This is a genomic window from Amycolatopsis arida (assembly GCF_900115565.1).
In the GTDB taxonomy this organism is placed as follows: domain Bacteria; phylum Actinomycetota; class Actinomycetes; order Mycobacteriales; family Pseudonocardiaceae; genus Yuhushiella; species Yuhushiella arida.
The window spans coordinates 203952-219793 of sequence record NZ_FOWW01000008.1 but is presented as its reverse complement, the minus strand read 5'-3'; the positions used below and the strand labels follow the sequence as shown (position 1 = coordinate 219793).

General features: G+C 74.1%; 13 protein-coding genes. All 13 read left to right on the top strand.

Going from position 1 to position 15842, the window contains the following annotated elements:
* The first annotated feature begins 217 nt into the window (after positions 1 to 217).
* The 13 genes from pyrR to BM051_RS21790 all read left to right on the top strand — a co-directional run bounded on the left by pyrR (position 218) and on the right by BM051_RS21790 (position 15368).
* Positions 218 to 805, top strand: coding sequence for a bifunctional pyr operon transcriptional regulator/uracil phosphoribosyltransferase PyrR (gene pyrR / locus BM051_RS21850; RefSeq protein ID WP_092533562.1), 588 nt, complete (start codon positions 218 to 220; stop codon positions 803 to 805).
* Positions 805 to 1767 (top strand): aspartate carbamoyltransferase catalytic subunit, encoded by a 963-nt coding sequence (locus BM051_RS21845; RefSeq protein WP_092533558.1) that lies wholly within the window; start codon positions 805 to 807, stop codon positions 1765 to 1767. The genes pyrR and BM051_RS21845 overlap by 1 nt, the downstream gene beginning before the upstream one ends.
* Positions 1764 to 3062, top strand: coding sequence for a dihydroorotase (locus BM051_RS21840; protein ID WP_092533555.1), 1299 nt, complete (start codon positions 1764 to 1766; stop codon positions 3060 to 3062). The genes BM051_RS21845 and BM051_RS21840 overlap by 4 nt, the downstream gene beginning before the upstream one ends.
* Complete coding sequence (locus BM051_RS21835; protein WP_092533552.1) at positions 3062 to 3568, top strand: PH-like domain-containing protein; 507 nt, start codon at positions 3062 to 3064, stop codon at positions 3566 to 3568. Before BM051_RS21840 ends, BM051_RS21835 begins: the two co-directional genes overlap by 1 nt.
* Positions 3565 to 4710, top strand: coding sequence for a glutamine-hydrolyzing carbamoyl-phosphate synthase small subunit (gene carA, locus BM051_RS21830; RefSeq protein WP_092533549.1), 1146 nt, complete (start codon positions 3565 to 3567; stop codon positions 4708 to 4710). Before BM051_RS21835 ends, carA begins: the two co-directional genes overlap by 4 nt.
* Positions 4694 to 8038: a carbamoyl-phosphate synthase large subunit gene (carB, locus tag BM051_RS21825; protein ID WP_092533546.1), complete on the top strand. Its 3345-nt coding sequence runs from the start codon at positions 4694 to 4696 to the stop codon at positions 8036 to 8038. The genes carA and carB overlap by 17 nt, the downstream gene beginning before the upstream one ends.
* A gap of 32 nt (positions 8039 to 8070) precedes the next feature.
* Positions 8071 to 8949 (top strand): orotidine-5'-phosphate decarboxylase, encoded by an 879-nt coding sequence (gene pyrF / locus BM051_RS21820; protein WP_092533857.1) that lies wholly within the window; start codon positions 8071 to 8073, stop codon positions 8947 to 8949.
* A 390-nt stretch (positions 8950 to 9339) separates the two neighbouring features.
* Positions 9340 to 9657: an integration host factor, actinobacterial type gene (gene mihF / locus BM051_RS21815; protein WP_092533543.1), complete on the top strand. Its 318-nt coding sequence runs from the start codon at positions 9340 to 9342 to the stop codon at positions 9655 to 9657.
* Positions 9658 to 9725: 68 nt separating this feature from the next.
* Entirely contained in the window at positions 9726 to 10289 is a 564-nt protein-coding gene (gmk, locus tag BM051_RS21810) for a guanylate kinase (protein WP_177216984.1), read from the top strand.
* Positions 10290 to 10345: 56 nt separating this feature from the next.
* The gene (gene rpoZ / locus BM051_RS21805) at positions 10346 to 10621 is read left to right on the top strand and encodes a DNA-directed RNA polymerase subunit omega (RefSeq protein ID WP_092533537.1); all 276 of its coding nucleotides are present in this window, start codon (positions 10346 to 10348) and stop codon (positions 10619 to 10621) included.
* On the top strand, positions 10618 to 11859 hold the full coding sequence (coaBC, locus tag BM051_RS21800; RefSeq protein WP_243859688.1) for a bifunctional phosphopantothenoylcysteine decarboxylase/phosphopantothenate--cysteine ligase CoaBC: 1242 nt from the start codon (positions 10618 to 10620) through the stop codon (positions 11857 to 11859). Before rpoZ ends, coaBC begins: the two co-directional genes overlap by 4 nt.
* Before the next feature lie 142 nt (positions 11860 to 12001).
* Complete coding sequence (gene metK, locus BM051_RS21795) at positions 12002 to 13204, top strand: methionine adenosyltransferase (protein ID WP_166677801.1); 1203 nt, start codon at positions 12002 to 12004, stop codon at positions 13202 to 13204.
* Between the two features lie 22 nt (positions 13205 to 13226).
* Complete coding sequence (locus BM051_RS21790) at positions 13227 to 15368, top strand: primosomal protein N' (RefSeq protein ID WP_243859687.1); 2142 nt, start codon at positions 13227 to 13229, stop codon at positions 15366 to 15368.
* Positions 15369 to 15842: the final 474 nt, after the last annotated feature.

Here is a 15842-nt window from a genome sequence, read left to right as displayed (position 1 = left end):
CTGACCGCGGGGACCTCAAATTGAATACTGAGAGTAATGGTTACGCGTTGTCGTCACCAGGTCAAGCCGATGTGGGTGGGACGCGGGTGACACCGAGGGGACACCACCCGATGGGCTTAGCCCCCCGACCTGCTACTGTCTGGGCGATTTGCACATCCACCAGGCAATCGACGTCCTTTAAGGACCCGTCCAGTGAGGCGGGGAAGGAGGTCCTCCCGTGGCGCCACGTCCACGTGGCGCGACGGACCCGGCCGCTGAGCGTGAGCTGCTCTCGGCTGGCGACGTCGCGCGCACCATCGCTCGAATGGCCCATCAGGTCATCGAGAAGACAGCGTTGGGTGCCGGAACCATGGCCCCACCCGTGTTGCTGGGCATACCCACCCGGGGAACGCCGCTCGCGGCCCGGCTGGCCGCCCGAATCATCGAGTTCTCCGGGGTCGAGGTCCCGGCCGGCGCGCTCGACGTGACGCTCTACCGCGACGACCTGCGCCGCAAGCCCACCCGCCCGCTGGAGGAGACCCAGCTGCCCGAGTCCGGCGTCGACGACCGGATCGTGGTCCTGGTGGACGACGTGCTCTACTCCGGGCGGACCATCCGGGCGGCCCTGGACGCGCTGCGCGACCACGGCCGGCCACGGGCCGTGCAGCTGGCCGTCCTGGTCGACCGCGGCCACCGGGAGTTGCCGATCCGCGCCGACTACGTGGGCAAGAACGTGCCCACCTCGCGTGCCGAGGAGGTCGCCGTCCTGCTGTCCGAGGTGGACGGCCGCGACGCGGTCCTGCTCCGCCCCGGAAGGGAGGCGTGATGCGGCACCTGCTCGCCACCGAGGGGCTCGACGCCGAAGCCGCCACCGCCGTGCTGGACACCGCCGACGAGCTCAAGCGCACCCTGCTCGGCCGGGAGGTGCGCAAGCTGCCCACGCTGCGCGGCCGCACCGTGGTGACGATGTTCTACGAGAACTCCACCAGGACCCGCGTCTCGTTCGAGATCGCCGGCAAGTGGATGAGCGCCGATGTGATCAATGTCTCGGCCGGCGGGTCGTCGGTCGGCAAGGGCGAGTCGCTGCGGGACACGGCGCTGACCCTCGCCGCGGCCGGCGCCGACTGCGTGGTCGTGCGGCACCCGGCCTCCGGCGCCGCGCAGCGGCTGGCCGGGTGGCTGGCCGACGCCGGCACGTCGGTGGTCAACGCCGGGGACGGCATGCACGAGCACCCGACGCAGGCGCTGCTGGACGCGGCCACGCTGCGCGAGCGGCTCGGCTCGCTCGCCGGGCGGCGGGTGGCGATCGTCGGCGACGTGCTGCACAGCAGGGTCGCCCGGTCCAACGTGCACCTGCTCATCACCCTCGGCGCGGAGGTGGTGCTGGTCGCGCCGCCGACGCTGCTGCCGCCCGGGGTGGCGGCCCTTCCCGGCGGCGCGTCCGCCGGCGCCAGCGGCAGCCTCACGGTGTCCCACGACCTGGACGCCGAGCTGCCCGCGGTGGACGCGGTGATGATGCTGCGGGTGCAGGCCGAGCGCATGCACGGCGGCTACTTCCCCTCGGCCCGGGAGTACGCGATCGCCTACGGCCTGAACGAGCGGCGGCTGCGGCTGCTGCCCGACCACGCGGTGGTGCTGCACCCGGGGCCGATGCTGCGCGGCATGGAGATCGCCTCGACGGTCGCGGACTCGCCGCGGTCGGCCATCACCGAGCAGGTCCGCAACGGGGTGCACGTCCGCATGGCGGTGCTCTACCACCTGCTGGCGGGAGAAGGGGAGACGGCGTGAGGGAGCTGCTGATCAGGGGTGCCCGGTTGTACGGCGAGGGCGACCCGGTGGACGTGCTGGTCGCCGACGGCGTGATCGTCGAGGTGGGCGCGCCCGGCGAGAACGCCGCCCCGGAGAGCACCGAGGTGCTCGACGCGGCGGGGCAGGTGCTGCTGCCCGGGTTCGTCGACCTGCACACCCACCTGCGCGAGCCCGGCCGGGAGGACACCGAGACCATCGAGTCCGGCTCCGCCGCCGCCGCGCTCGGCGGGTACACCGCGGTGCTCGCGATGGCCAACACCGACCCGGTGGCCGACAACGCCGTGGTGGTCGAGCACGTGTGGCGCCGGGGCCGCGAGGTGGGCCTGGTCGACGTGCACCCGGTGGGCGCGGTCACCGTCGGCCTCGCCGGCGAGCGACTCGCCGAGCTGGGCACGATGGCTGCGTCGGCGGCCGGGGTGCGGGTGTTCTCCGACGACGGCCACTGTGTGGCCGACCCGCTGGTGATGCGCCGCGCGCTGGAGTACTCGACCGCGCTGGACGCGGTGATCGCGCAGCACGCCGAGGAGCCGCGACTCACCGTCGGCGCGCAGGCCCACGAGGGGGAGCGGGCCGCCCGGCTGGGCTACGCCGGATGGCCGGCGTCGGCCGAGGAGTCGATCGTGGCCAGGGACTGCCTGCTGGCCCGGCACGCCGGTGCCCGGCTGCACGTCTGCCACGTCTCCACCGCGGGCACGGTCGACGTGCTGCGCTGGGCCAAGGAGCGCGGCGTGCGGGTCTCCGCCGAGGTCACCCCGCACCACCTGCTGCTCACCGACGAGCGACTGGCCACCTATGACCCGGTGAACAAGGTCAACCCGCCGCTGCGCACCGAGGCCGACGCGGAGACGCTGCGCGCGGCGCTGGCCGGGGGCGTGCTCGACTGCGTGGCCACCGACCACGCCCCGCACGCCGACCAGGACAAGGACTGCGAGTGGGCGGCGGCCCGGCCGGGCATGCTCGGCCTGCAGACCGCGTTGTCCGTAGTGGTGGAGACCATGGTGCGGCCGGGGCTGCTGGACTGGCGGGGCGTGGCCAGGGTGATGAGCGAGCGCCCGGCGGAGATCGCCGGGCTGGCCGACCAGGGCCGCCCTCTGGTGCCGGGCGAGCCGGCGAACCTGGTGCTGGTCGACCCGGACGCCGAGTGGACGGTGCGCGGTGCGGAGCTGGCCAGCATCGCCGACAACACCCCGTACGAGGGCATGCGGCTGCCGGGCGTGGTGGCCGCGACGGTGCTGCGCGGGCGGGTCACCGCGCGCGAGGGGAAGATCCGGTGATGGACAGGCTCGCGTTGACGGCGCTCGTCGTGGCGGTCTTCGGGCTGTGCCTGTGGGGGATGTGGCGCGGCTGGCGGCGCCAGTCCCGCGCGCAGAGCGTGCGGTTCCCGCCGTTCCCACCGGTGCCGGCCGAGCCCGGCCCGGTGGAGTTGGAGCTGGCCGGCGTGTACGCCAGCAGCACGGTCGCCGGGCACTGGCAGGAGCGGATCGTCACCCGCGGCGCCGGCGTGCGCAGCGCGGCGACGCTGCGCTGTCACCGGGACGGGATCGCGGTCGCCCGGATCGGGGCACCGAGCTTCTGGATTCCGCGCGAGTCCCTCGTGGACGTCCGCACGGCGAAGGGAATCGCCGGCAAGGTGCTCGGCACCGCCGGGCTGCTGGTGCTCACCTGGCGACCGGGTGGGCCGGATCCGGGTGAGGTCGTGGTGGACACCGGGTTCCGCGGTGACGACGTCGATGAGTATCCACAGTGGATCGACAAGTTGAAGGGAGGTGCCCGGGCATGACGGGCGAGACGGGTACCCGGGCGCCGGCGGCGCTGGTACTGGAGGACGGAAGGGTGTTCCGCGGCGCGGCCTACGGCGCGCGCGGGCGGACGCTCGGCGAGGTGGTGTTCTGCACCGGCATGACCGGCTACCAGGAGACTCTGACCGACCCGTCGTACCACCGGCAGATCGTGGTGCAGACGGCGCCGCAGATCGGCAACACCGGGTGGAACGACGAGGACGACGAGTCGGCGCGGATCTGGGTGTCCGGGTACGTGGTGCGCGACCCGGCGCGGGTGCCGTCCAACTGGCGGGCGAAGCGGTCGCTGGACGAGGCGCTCGCCGAGCAGGGCGTGGTGGGCATCGCCGAGGTGGACACCCGCACGCTCACCCGGCACATCCGCGAGCACGGCGCGATGCGCGCCGGGGTGTTCTCCGGTGACGCGGTCGGCAGCGCGGACGACATGCTGCGCCAGGTGCTGGCCAGTCCGCCGATGAAGGGCGCGGACCTGGCCGGGGAGGTGACCACCCCCGAGCCGTACGTGGTGTCGGCCCAGGGGCGGCGGCGGTTCCGGGTCGCGGCGCTGGACCTCGGGATCAAGTCGAACACCCCGCGGGAGATGAGCCGGCGCGGGATCGAGGTGCACGTGCTGCCCGCCGGCAGCGGTCTCGACGACGTGCTCGCCGTCGAACCGGACGGCGTGTTCCTGTCCAACGGGCCGGGTGACCCGGAGACCCAGGAGCACGCGATCGCGCTGACCCGCGAGGTGTTGGGCCGCGAGCTGCCGCTGTTCGGCATCTGCTTCGGCAACCAGATCCTCGGCAGGGCGCTGGGCCTGGGCACCTACAAGATGCGCTACGGCCACCGGGGCATCAACATCCCGGTGCTCGACGTGGCGACCGGCCGGGTGGCCATCACCGCGCAGAACCACGGCTTCGCGCTGGAGGGTGAGCCCGGCCAGGAGTTCGACTCGCCGTTCGGCAGGGCGCGGATCAGCCACTACTGCCCGAACGACGACACGGTCGAGGGGTTGCGCTGCGCGGACGTCCCGGCGTTCTCGGTGCAGTACCACCCCGAGGCGGCGGCCGGCCCGCACGACGCGGCCTCCCTGTTCGACGAGTTCGTGACACTGATGGAGACCAGGTATGCCGAAGCGCGCTGACATCGAGCACGTGCTCGTCATCGGCTCCGGCCCGATCGTGATCGGGCAGGCCGCCGAGTTCGACTACTCGGGCACCCAGGCGTGCCGGGTGCTGCGGTCCGAGGGGCTGCGGGTGAGCCTGGTCAACTCCAACCCGGCGACGATCATGACCGACCCGGAGTTCGCCGACTCGACCTACGTCGAGCCGGTCACCCCGGACTTCGTGGAGAAGGTGCTGGCCACCGAGAAGGCGCTGGGCCGGCCGGTCGACTCGCTCCTGGCCACCCTGGGCGGGCAGACGGCGCTCAACGCGGCCGTCGCCCTGCACGAGCGCGGGGTGCTGGAGAAGTACGGCGTGGAGCTGATCGGCGCCGACATCGACGCGATCCAGCGCGGCGAGGACCGGCAGAAGTTCAAGGACATCGTCCGCTCGATCGGCGCCGAGGTGCCGCGCAGCGCCGTCTGCCACTCGATGGACGAGGTGCGCGCGACGGTGGCCGAGCTCGGGCTCCCGGTGGTGATCCGCCCGTCGTTCACCATGGGCGGGCTGGGCTCCGGCATGGCGCACACCCCCGAGGAGCTCGAGCGGATGGCCGCGTTCGGGTTGGAGGAGAGCCCGGTCACCGAAGTGCTCATCGAGGAGAGCGTGCTCGGCTGGAAGGAGTACGAACTCGAGCTGATGCGCGACCGGCACGACAACGTCGTGGTGGTCTGCTCCATCGAGAACCTCGACCCGATGGGCGTGCACACCGGCGACTCGGTCACCATGGCACCGGCGATGACCCTGACCGACCGCGAGTACCAGCACATGCGCGACGTCGGCATCGCCGTGCTGCGCGAGGTCGGCGTGGACACCGGCGGCTGCAACATCCAGTTCGCGATCAACCCACGGGACGGCCGGATGGTCGTGATCGAGATGAACCCGCGGGTGTCCCGCTCGTCGGCGCTGGCGTCGAAGGCCACCGGCTTCCCGATCGCCAAGATCGCCGCGAAGCTCGCCATCGGCTACACGCTCGACGAGATCAGCAACGACATCACCGGGGAGACGCCGGCGTCGTTCGAGCCGACGCTGGACTACGTCGTGGTCAAGGTGCCGCGGTTCGCCTTCGAGAAGTTCCCCGGCGCCGACCCTGAGCTGACCACCACAATGAAGAGCGTTGGCGAGGCCATGGCGCTCGGCCGCAGCTTCCCCGAGGCGCTGGGCAAGGCGCTGCGCTCGATCGAGACCAAGGCGGTCGGCTTCTGGACCCGCCCCGACCCGGAGGGCGCCACCCTGGAGTCGACGCTGGGGGAGCTGCGCACCCCGACCGAGGGCCGGATCTACGCCGTGGAGCGGGCGCTGCGGCTGGGCGCGAGCGTGGCCCAGGTGCACGAGGCCAGCGGCATCGACCCGTGGTTCCTCGACCAGATCGCGCTGATCGGCGAGGTCGGCGCCGAGGTGCGGGACGCCCCGGTGCTGGACGAGCCGCTGCTGCGCAGGGCCAAGCGCACCGGGCTGTCCGACCGGCAGATCGCCGCGCTGCGGCCCGAGCTGGCCGGCGAGGACGGCGTGCGGGCGCTGCGGCACCGGCTCGGGGTGCGGCCGGTGTTCAAGACCGTCGACACCTGCGCCGCCGAGTTCGCCGCGCGCACCCCGTACCACTACTCGGCCTACGAGACCGACCCGGCCGCCGAGTCGGAGGTCGTGCCGCAGCGGGACCGGCCGAAGGTGCTCATCCTCGGTTCGGGGCCGAACCGGATCGGGCAGGGCATCGAGTTCGACTACTCGTGTGTGCACGCGGCGCTGGCGCTGCGCGAGGCCGGGTTCGAGGCGGTCATGGTCAATTGCAACCCGGAGACCGTCTCCACCGACTACGACACCTCCGACCGGCTGTACTTCGAGCCGCTCACCTTCGAGGACGTGCTCGAGGTGGTGCACGCCGAGCAGGCGTCCGGCACCGTCGCCGGGGTGATCGTGCAGCTCGGCGGGCAGACCCCACTGGGGCTGGCGCAGCGGCTCGCCGACGCCGGCGTACCGATCGTCGGCACCGCCCCGGAGGCCATCCACCTGGCCGAGGACCGCGGCGCGTTCGGCGAGGTGCTGGTCGGGGCCGGGCTGCCGGCACCGCGCTACGGCATGGCGACCTCGTTCGAGGGCGCCAAGCGGATCGCCGACGAGATCGGCTACCCGGTGCTGGTGCGGCCCTCGTACGTGCTCGGCGGGCGCGGCATGGAGATCGTCTACGACGAGGACCACCTCGCCGGTTACATCCAGCGGGCCACCGAGGTCACCCCCGAGCACCCGGTCCTGGTGGACCGGTTCCTCGACGACGCCATCGAGATCGACGTCGACGCGCTCTACGACGGCGAGGAGCTCTACCTCGGCGGGGTCATGGAGCACATCGAGGAGGCCGGCATCCACTCCGGCGACTCCTCGTGCGCGCTGCCGCCGATCACCCTGGGCCGCACCGACCTGGAGGCCGTGCGCCGGTCCACCGAGGCGATCGCCCGCGGGGTGGGCGTGCGCGGGCTGCTCAACGTGCAGTACGCGCTCAAGGACGACGTGCTGTACGTGCTGGAGGCCAACCCCAGGGCCTCGCGCACGGTGCCGTTCGTCTCCAAGGCCACGGCGGTGCCGCTGGCCAAGGCCGCCGCGCTGGTCATGACCGGTTCGTCGATCGAGGACCTGCGGGCCTCCGGCGTGCTGCCCGCCGAGGGCGACGGCGGCGACCTGCCGGCCGACGCCCCGGTGGCGGTCAAGGAGGCCGTGCTGCCGTTCCACCGGTTCCGCACCCCGGAGGGGCACGGGGTGGACTCGCTGCTCGGGCCGGAGATGAAGTCCACCGGCGAGGTGATGGGCGTGGACGTCTCGTTCGGCAAGGCGTTCGCCAAGTCGCAGGCAGGCGCCTACGGGTCGCTGCCCACCACGGGGCGGGTGTTCGTCTCGGTGGCCAACCGGGACAAGCGCGCGCTGGTGTTCCCGGTGAAGCGGCTGGCCGACCTCGGGTTCGAGGTGCTGGCCACCTCCGGCACGGCGGAGGTGCTGCGCCGCAACGGCATCCCGTGCACGGTGGTGCGCAAGCACAGCGAGCCGGCCAGCGAGGGCACCGTGGGTGCGTCCGGGCCGAACATCGTCGAGGTGATCCTCGCCGGCGAGGTGGACATGGTGATCAACACGCCGTACGGCAACAGCGGGCCGCGGGTGGACGGCTACGAGATCCGCACGGCGGCGGTGTCCCGGGACATCCCGTGCATCACCACGGTGCAGGGCGCGGCCGCCGCGGTGCACGGCATCGAGGCGCTCATCCGCGGCGACATCGGGGTCCGCTCGCTGCAGGAGCTCCAGGCCGCGCTGCGGGCCTCGCCGTGACCGGCGGGGCCCCGGACGGGCCCGGCACGCCGGTGGCCGGGGCCGGTGCGCCGGGCCGGGGCGGGTCGTTCGGCCGGCGGCTGGCCGCGGCGGTGGCCGCGCGCGGGCCGCTGTGCGCCGGGATCGACCCGCATCCCGCGCTGCTGGAGGCGTGGGGGCTGCCGGTGGACGCTGGCGGCCTGGAGCGCTTCGCGCTCGCCGCGACCGAGGTGCTGGCCGCCGAGGCCGCGGTGGTCAAGCCGCAGTCGGCGTTCTTCGAGGCGCACGGCGCGGCCGGGATCGCCGTGCTCGAGCGGGTGCTGGCGCACGCCCGGCAGGCCGGCGCGCTCGTGCTGCTCGACGTCAAGCGGGGCGACATCGGTTCCACGATGGCCGCCTACACCGCCGCCTACCTCGCCGACGGCGCACCGCTGGCGGCCGACGCGGTCACCCTCTCGCCCTACCTCGGCGTCGAGGCGCTGGCCCCGGCGCTGGACGCGGCCGAGCGGGAAGGGCGCGGGGTGTTCCTGCTGGCCAGGACGTCGAACCCGGAGGCGGACCGGGTGCAGCGCGCGCGGCTGCCCGACGGCCGGACGCTGGCCAGGTCGGTGGTCGACGCGGCGGCCCGCCGCAACGCCGGCGCCACCCCGCTGGGCGGCGTGGGCGTGGTCGTCGGAGCGACGATCGCCGCGGCGGAGGTCGCCGGGCCGGATGGTCTGGACCTCGGGGCGCTCAACGGCCCGGTGCTGGCGCCCGGCTTCGGCGCGCAGGGAGCCACGGTGAGCGACCTTCGTCGGGTGTTCGGCCCGGTGCTGCCGGCCGTGCTGCCCGCCTCCTCGCGGGACATCCTGCGGCACGGCCCGGACCCCGCCGCGCTGGCCGCCGCGGTCCGGCGGACCCGGGACGCGCTGGCGGAGCTGGTCACCGGCTGACGCCGGTGAGGCCCGCTCCGCCACGAAGGCCCTTCGCTCGCGTTGAGTGCCATCAGACCCCACGGTTGCGTCCAGTGCTACCAAGGGGGCCATGGAGGCGTGGATCCGGGGTGTCCAGCCGCGTCGGGGGTCGCTGAGCGCACCGAATGCTTTTACCACGTTGCCGTTCACCGATTTCTTGTGGTCGCCGCGCACACCGGGGATGCCGATCTGAGCTAACGTATGCCGCGTCCCCTATCGCGGTCGTGGGGCCAGGCGACCAGCGAGCGTCGCCGCGTTCGGCGCCAGCGGAAGTCGCCCGGTGCGGCCACCCCCGCATTGTGGGCGGTGGTCGCGGGTCGGTACGGTCGCGACACCCACCAGAATTTGAGTTATTAACCGGAGGAAAACGTGGCACTTCCCCAGCTCACCGAGGAACAGCGTGCTGCGGCGCTGGAGAAGGCCGCTGCCGCCCGCCGCGCCCGCGCGGAGCTCAAGGAGCGGCTCAAGCGGGGCGGCACCACCTTGGCCGATGTGCTGAAGCAGGCCGACGAGGACGAGGTTCTCGGCAAGATGAAGGTGTCTGCCCTGCTCGAGGCGCTGCCTGGGGTCGGCAAGGTGCGGGCGCAGCAGACCATGGAACGGCTGGAGATCGCCGCCAGCCGGCGGCTGCGGGGTCTGGGCGACCGGCAGCGCAAGGCGCTGCTGGCCGAGTTCAGCGGTCAGTGAGCAACGGGGTACCCGACGCCCCATCCCGAGCCGGCGGGGCAGCCGGCCGCACGTCCGATGGTGAGCCGGTGCCGGGAGTGCCTTCCCGGCACCGGCTCACCGTCGTGTCGGGCCCCTCCGGGGTGGGCAAGTCGAGCGTGGTGAGCGAGCTGCGTCGACTGGACCCGAACATCTACTTCAGCGTGTCGGTGACCACCCGCCCGCCGCGGCCCGGCGAGGTGGACGGCGTGCACTACCGCTTCGTGGACCGGGAGACCTTCGACCGCATGGTGGACCGCGGCGAGCTGCTCGAGCACGCCGAGTTCGCCGGCAACTGCTACGGCACCCCCCGCGCGCCGGTGGAGGAGGCGCTGCGGTCCGGCCGGCCGGCGGTGCTGGAGATCGAGCTGCAGGGCGCCCGGCAGGTGCGCGCGGCGATGCCCGACGCGCGGCTGGTGATGCTGCTGCCGCCGTCCTGGGAGGAGCTGGTGGGCCGGCTGACCGGGCGGGGCACCGAGGCGAGCGAGGCGGTGCGGGCGCGGCTGGCCGAGGCGGAGCGCGAGCTGGCCGCGGCCGGCGAGTTCGACGCCACCGTAGTCAACGCCGACGTGCGGGCCGCCGCGCGCGAGTTGCTAACCTTGATGGCGACCTGACGAAACGTCTCACCACCGCCGACCCCCGTGGTCGGCGAGAACGCATCGGAGCACGAGTGACCGCGATTACGCTGAGCGCACACGGCGAGAAGCTGGAAGGCATCACCAACCCGCCGATCGACGACCTGCTCGAGAAGGTCAGCTCGAAGTACGCCCTGGTGATCTACGCGGCCAAGCGTGCCCGGCAGATCAACGACTACTACGCGCAGCTCGGTGAGGGCCTGCTGGAGTACGTGGGACCGCTGGTCGAGCCGGGCCCGCGGGAGAAGCCGCTGTCGATCGCGTTGCGGGAGATCCACGCCGGCCTGCTCGAGCACACCGAGGGCGAGTGATCGGGGCCGAGTCCCGCGAGCGGCCGCGCGTCGTCCTCGGCGTCGGGGGCGGCATCGCCGCCTACAAGGCGTGTGAGGTGTTGCGCGGCCTGACCGAGTCCGGTCACGACGTCCGCGTCGTGCCCACCGAGGCCGCGCTGAACTTCGTCGGCGCCGCCACCTTCGAGGCGCTGTCCGGCCATCCCGTGCACACCGGGGTGTTCACCGAGGTTCCGCGCGTGCAGCACGTCCGGGTCGGCCAGGAGGCCGACCTGGTGCTGGTCGTGCCGGCCACCGCGGACCTGCTGGCCAAGGCCGCGCACGGGCTGGCCGACGACCTGCTCACCAACACCCTGCTCACCGCCCGGTGCCCGGTCGCGTTCTTCCCGGCGATGCACACCGAGATGTGGGAGCACCCGGCCACCCGGGACAACGTGGCGCTGCTGCGCTCCCGCGGGATCGTGGTGACCGAGCCGGACTCCGGCCGGTTGACCGGCGTCGACACCGGCAGGGGGCGGCTGGCCGATCCCAGGGAGATCGTCGACCTCGCCCGGCTGCTGCTGGCCGACCCGACCGCGCTGCGCCGTGACCTGGAGGGCGTGCGGGTGGTGGTGTCGGCCGGCGGGACCCGCGAGCCGCTGGACCCGGTGCGCTATCTCGGCAACCGGTCGTCCGGCAAGCAGGGGTACGCGCTGGCCAGGGTGGCCGCGCAGCGCGGCGCGGAGGTCACCCTGGTGGCCGCGCACACGGTGGCGCTGCCCGCGCCGGCGGGGGCCGAGGTGGTGTCCGTGTCCACCGCCGAGCAGCTGCGCACCGCCGTGCACGCCGCCGCCGAGCGGGCTGACGTGGTGGTGATGGCCGCGGCGGTGGCCGACTTCCGGCCCGCCAGCAGGGCCGAACACAAGATCAAGAAGCGGGACGGGGAGCCGGACCCCACCATCGTGCTGGCCCGCAACCCGGACGTCCTCGCCGAGCTGGTCGAGCGGCGGCGTGGCGCACAGCTGGTCGTCGGATTCGCCGCGGAGACCGGCGACGACCGCGGCGACGTGCTCGACCACGCCAGGGCCAAGCTGAAGCGCAAGGGCTGCGACCTGCTCGTGGTCAACGCCGTCGGCGAGGGGCGGGCGTTCGAGGTCGAGGACAACGCGGGCTGGCTGCTGTCGGCCACCGGGGCGGAGCGGCCCATCCCGCTGGGCTCGAAGGCGCAGCTGGCGTCCGCCATGTGGGATTCGGTTGCCGACCTGCTGGCCGGCCGCTGAGCCTGCTCGGCGGGGAGTTGGCCGCGACTGGACCGTGCCTCCAGCCTGGGCCAGTACGCTGTCCGGTAGAGCTTTCAGCGGAAGGACTGCAGGATCACCGCGGCCGTGCCCGGCCGCGGTCGACAGAGGGATGTGACGAGCGTTGACCGCGTCGAATCGCAGGCTGTTCACGTCGGAGTCGGTGACCGAGGGGCACCCGGACAAGATCTGCGACGCGATCAGTGACTCGATCCTGGACGCGCTGCTGGCCAAGGACCCGCGCAGCCGGGTGGCGGTGGAGACGTTGATCACCACCGGCCAGGTGCACGTGGCCGGCGAGGTGACCACGGAGGCCTACGCCGACATCCCGACCATCGTCCGGGACGTGATCCTGCGGATCGGCTACGACTCGTCGGCCAAGGGCTTCGACGGCAACTCGTGCGGGGTGAACGTCGCGATCGGGTCGCAGTCGCCGGACATCGCCCAGGGCGTGGACACCGCGTACGAGTCGCGGCTCGAGAACGCTCTCGACGAGATCGACCGGCAGGGCGCCGGCGACCAGGGGTTGATGTTCGGCTACGCGTGCTCGGACACCCCGGAGCTGATGCCGCTGCCGATCGCGCTGGCGCACCGGCTGTCCCAGCGGCTCACCGCGGTGCGCAAGGAGGGCGTGCTGCCCTACCTGCGGCCGGACGGCAAGACGCAGGTGACCATCGAGTACGCCGGTGAGCAGGCGGTGCGGCTGGACACGGTGGTGGTGTCCACCCAGCACGCCGACGGCATCGACCTGGACAGCATGCTCGGCGTCGACGTGCGCGAGCACGTGGTGGCGCCGGTGCTGGGCGACATCGAGCTGGACGACTCGGACGTGCGGCTGCTGGTGAACCCCACCGGCCGGTTCGTCATCGGCGGCCCGATGGGCGACGCCGGGCTGACCGGCCGCAAGATCATCGTCGACACCTACGGCGGCATGGCCCGGCACGGCGGCGGTGCGTTCTCCGGGAAGGACCCGTCGAAGGTGGACCGCTCGGCGGCCTACGCGATGCGCTGGGTGGCGAAGAACGTCGTCGCCGCGGGGCTGGCGACCCGGGTCGAGGTGCAGGTGGCCTACGCCATCGGCAAGGCGTCGCCGGTCGGGCTGTTCGTGGAGACCTTCGGCACCGAGACGGTGGACCCGGTGAAGATCCAGGCCGCCATCACCGAGGTGTTCGACCTGCGGCCCGCGGCGATCATCCGCGACCTGGACCTGCTCCGCCCGATCTACGGGCAGACCGCCGCCTACGGCCACTTCGGCCGGCCCGAGCTGGACCTGCCGTGGGAGCGCACCGACCGGGTGGACGCGCTGCGCGCCGCGGTCGGCGCCTGAGTCGCTCGGGAGAGCGCCCGGCGTGTCCCGTCCCGAACCGACCCCGCTGTGGGAGCTGCCGGCCGACCGGTCCGGCACGGTACGGCGCTCGGGTGGTGCGAAGGCCGACGGCGGGCCGGCCAGGCCGGAGAAGCCGGCGCGGTCCGGGGCGCGCCGGTCGCGTGCCGCCGACCGGCGGGGGCAGCGGCGACCGGCGGAGGTGGACCCGGTCGCCCGCGTGGTGGTGGACGTGCCGCTGGCGCACCTGGACCGCACCTTCGACTACCAGGTGCCGGTCGAGCTGGCGGACGCGGCCGTGCCCGGCTGCCGGGTGCGGGTGCGCTTCGCCGGCCAGCTCGTCGACGGGTTCCTGCTGGAGCGGGCGGCGACCACCGAGCACGAGGGCCGGCTGGCGTTCCTGGAGCGGGTGACGTCGAGCGAGCCCGTGCTCGGCCCGACGCTGGCTCGGCTGGCCCGCGCGGTCGCCGACCGCTATGGCGGCACGCTCATCGACGTGCTGCGGCTGGCGATCCCGCCGCGGCACGCGAAGGTGGAGGGCGAGCCGACCCGGGAGCCGGCCCCGCCGCCGGCCGCGCCCGATCGGGCCGGCTGGGCGCGCTACCCGCGCGGGCCGGCGTTGCTCGACGCGCTCGCCGCCGGCCGGGCCGCGCACGCCGTGTGGCAGGCGCTGCCGGGGGAGGACTGGCCGGCCCGGCTGGCCGACCTGGCCACGACGGTCGCCGCCGCCGGCCGCGGGGCCGTGCTCGTGGTGCCCGATCGCCGCGACCTCGCCCGGTTGCACGCGGCGTGTGCCGAGCGGGTCGGCGCCGAGGGTGTGGTGGCGCTGGCCGCGGAGCTCGGGCCAGCCGAGCGGTACCGGCGGTGGCTGGCGGTGCGCCGCGGCGCGGTGCGGGTCGTGGTGGGCACGCGGGCGGCGATGTTCGCCCCGGTGGCCGACCCCGCGCTGTACGTGGTGTGGGACGACGGCGACGACCTGCACGTCGATCCGCACATGCCCTACCCGCAGGTGCGGGACGTCCTGGCGCTGCGCGCGCACACCGACCGCGCGGCGCTGGTGGTGGCCGGGTTCGCCAGGACCGCCGAGGGGCAGTCGCTGCTGGACTCGGGGTGGGCGCACCCGGTGGTCGCGGCGCGGGCCGAGGTGCGGGCCGCCGCGCCGAGGGTGACGCCGTTCGGCGAGGACTTCGACGTGGCCAGGGACGAGGCCGCGCGGGCGGCGCGGTTGCCGGCGGTGGCCTTCGAGGCGGCCCGCGGAGCGCTGTCCGGCGGTGCCCCGGTGCTGGTGCAGGTGCCGCGGCGCGGGTACGTGCCCGGGTTGGCCTGTGGGCGGTGCCGGGCACCGGCCCGCTGCCGGCACTGCGCGGGCCCGCTGGCGTTGCCCGGCACCGGGTCGGACGGCGCGACCCGGCCGCCGAGCTGCCGGTGGTGCGGGGTGCCGGACGCGACGGTCCGCTGCGCGGCCTGCGGGTCCGGCCGGTTGCGCGCGGTGGTGGTCGGGGCTCGGCGGACGGCCGAGGAGCTGGGCCGGGCGTTCCCCGGGGTGCCGGTGCGCACCTCGGGTGCGCGGGAGGTGCTGGCCGCGGTGTCCGGGGAGCCGGCGCTGGTGGTGTGCACGCCGGGCGCCGAGCCGGTGGCCGAGGGCGGGTACGGCGCGGCGTTGCTGCTCGACGGGTGGGCGTTGCTCGGCCGGCAGGACCTGCGGGCGGCGGAGGAGACGCTGCGCCGGTGGATGGCGGCCGCGGCGCTGGTCCGGCCCGCCGCGGCCGGTGGCAGGGTCGTGGTCGGCGCGGACGCGGCGCTGGCCCCCGTACAGGCGTTGATCCGGTGGGATCCGGCGTGGCACGCGGAGCTGGAGTTGGCGGAGCGGGCGGAGTTGGGGTTCCCGCCGGCGGTGCGGATGGCCAGCGTGGAGGGCGCTCCGGAGGCGGTGGCCGCGGTGCTGGCCGAGGTGGTGTTGCCGGAGTCGGCGGAGGTGCTCGGGCCGGTGCCGGTGGGGGAGGTGGACGCCGAGGGCGACGCCGAGCGGGAGCGGGTGTTGGTGCGGGTGCCGCGCGGCGACGGCAGGGCGCTGGCGGCGGCGCTGCACGCGGTGAGCGCGCTGCGCAGCGCCCGGAAGGACCCCGACCCGGTGCGCATCCAGCTCGACCCACTCGAGCTGGTCTGACCCCGGCCGCTCCTCCCCGCCGACCGGTGTCAGCTGGGCCGAGGTGAGTCGCGGGTGAGAATCTCGCGGGTGACGGCGGAGCCCACCCGCCCCGGGGGCCGGTCCTGGTCGCAGCGTATCGGGTGAGGCGGCCCGCGACGGGTGTCGCGGAAATCTGTGGATGCCGTTCGGGTGATGTGGACAACCGGCCGAGGCGGTCGGCGTAGCGGCGACACCCGACTGAGGACGCTCCGCCGGTGCGGCCGCGTGGCCGGCCGAGGGGCCCCTGGCAGCGCGGCCCTGCCGATGCCAGGGCCCGGCAGCGCGGCTTTGGCGACGCCGCTGGCTGGAGCTTCCGATGCCCCTGCCGATGCCCCCTGTGCCGATGCCCTCTGCCGATCCCCTACCGATGCGGCCCTCGCGGACGCGGCCCCTCCACCGCTCCCGCCCAACCCAGCCGCCCAACCCAGCCGACGAACCCAGCCGACGAACATG

Excerpts from the sequence above, each read along its gene's own strand:
- BM051_RS21845 (WP_092533558.1), top strand. The coding sequence starts at position 805 with ATGCGGCACCTGCTCGCCACCGAGGGGCTCGACGCCGAAGCCGCCACC.
- BM051_RS21835 (WP_092533552.1), top strand. The coding sequence starts at position 3,062 with ATGGACAGGCTCGCGTTGACGGCGCTCGTCGTGGCGGTCTTCGGGCTG.
- carA (WP_092533549.1), top strand. The coding sequence starts at position 3,565 with ATGACGGGCGAGACGGGTACCCGGGCGCCGGCGGCGCTGGTACTGGAG.
- carB (WP_092533546.1), top strand. The coding sequence starts at position 4,694 with ATGCCGAAGCGCGCTGACATCGAGCACGTGCTCGTCATCGGCTCCGGC.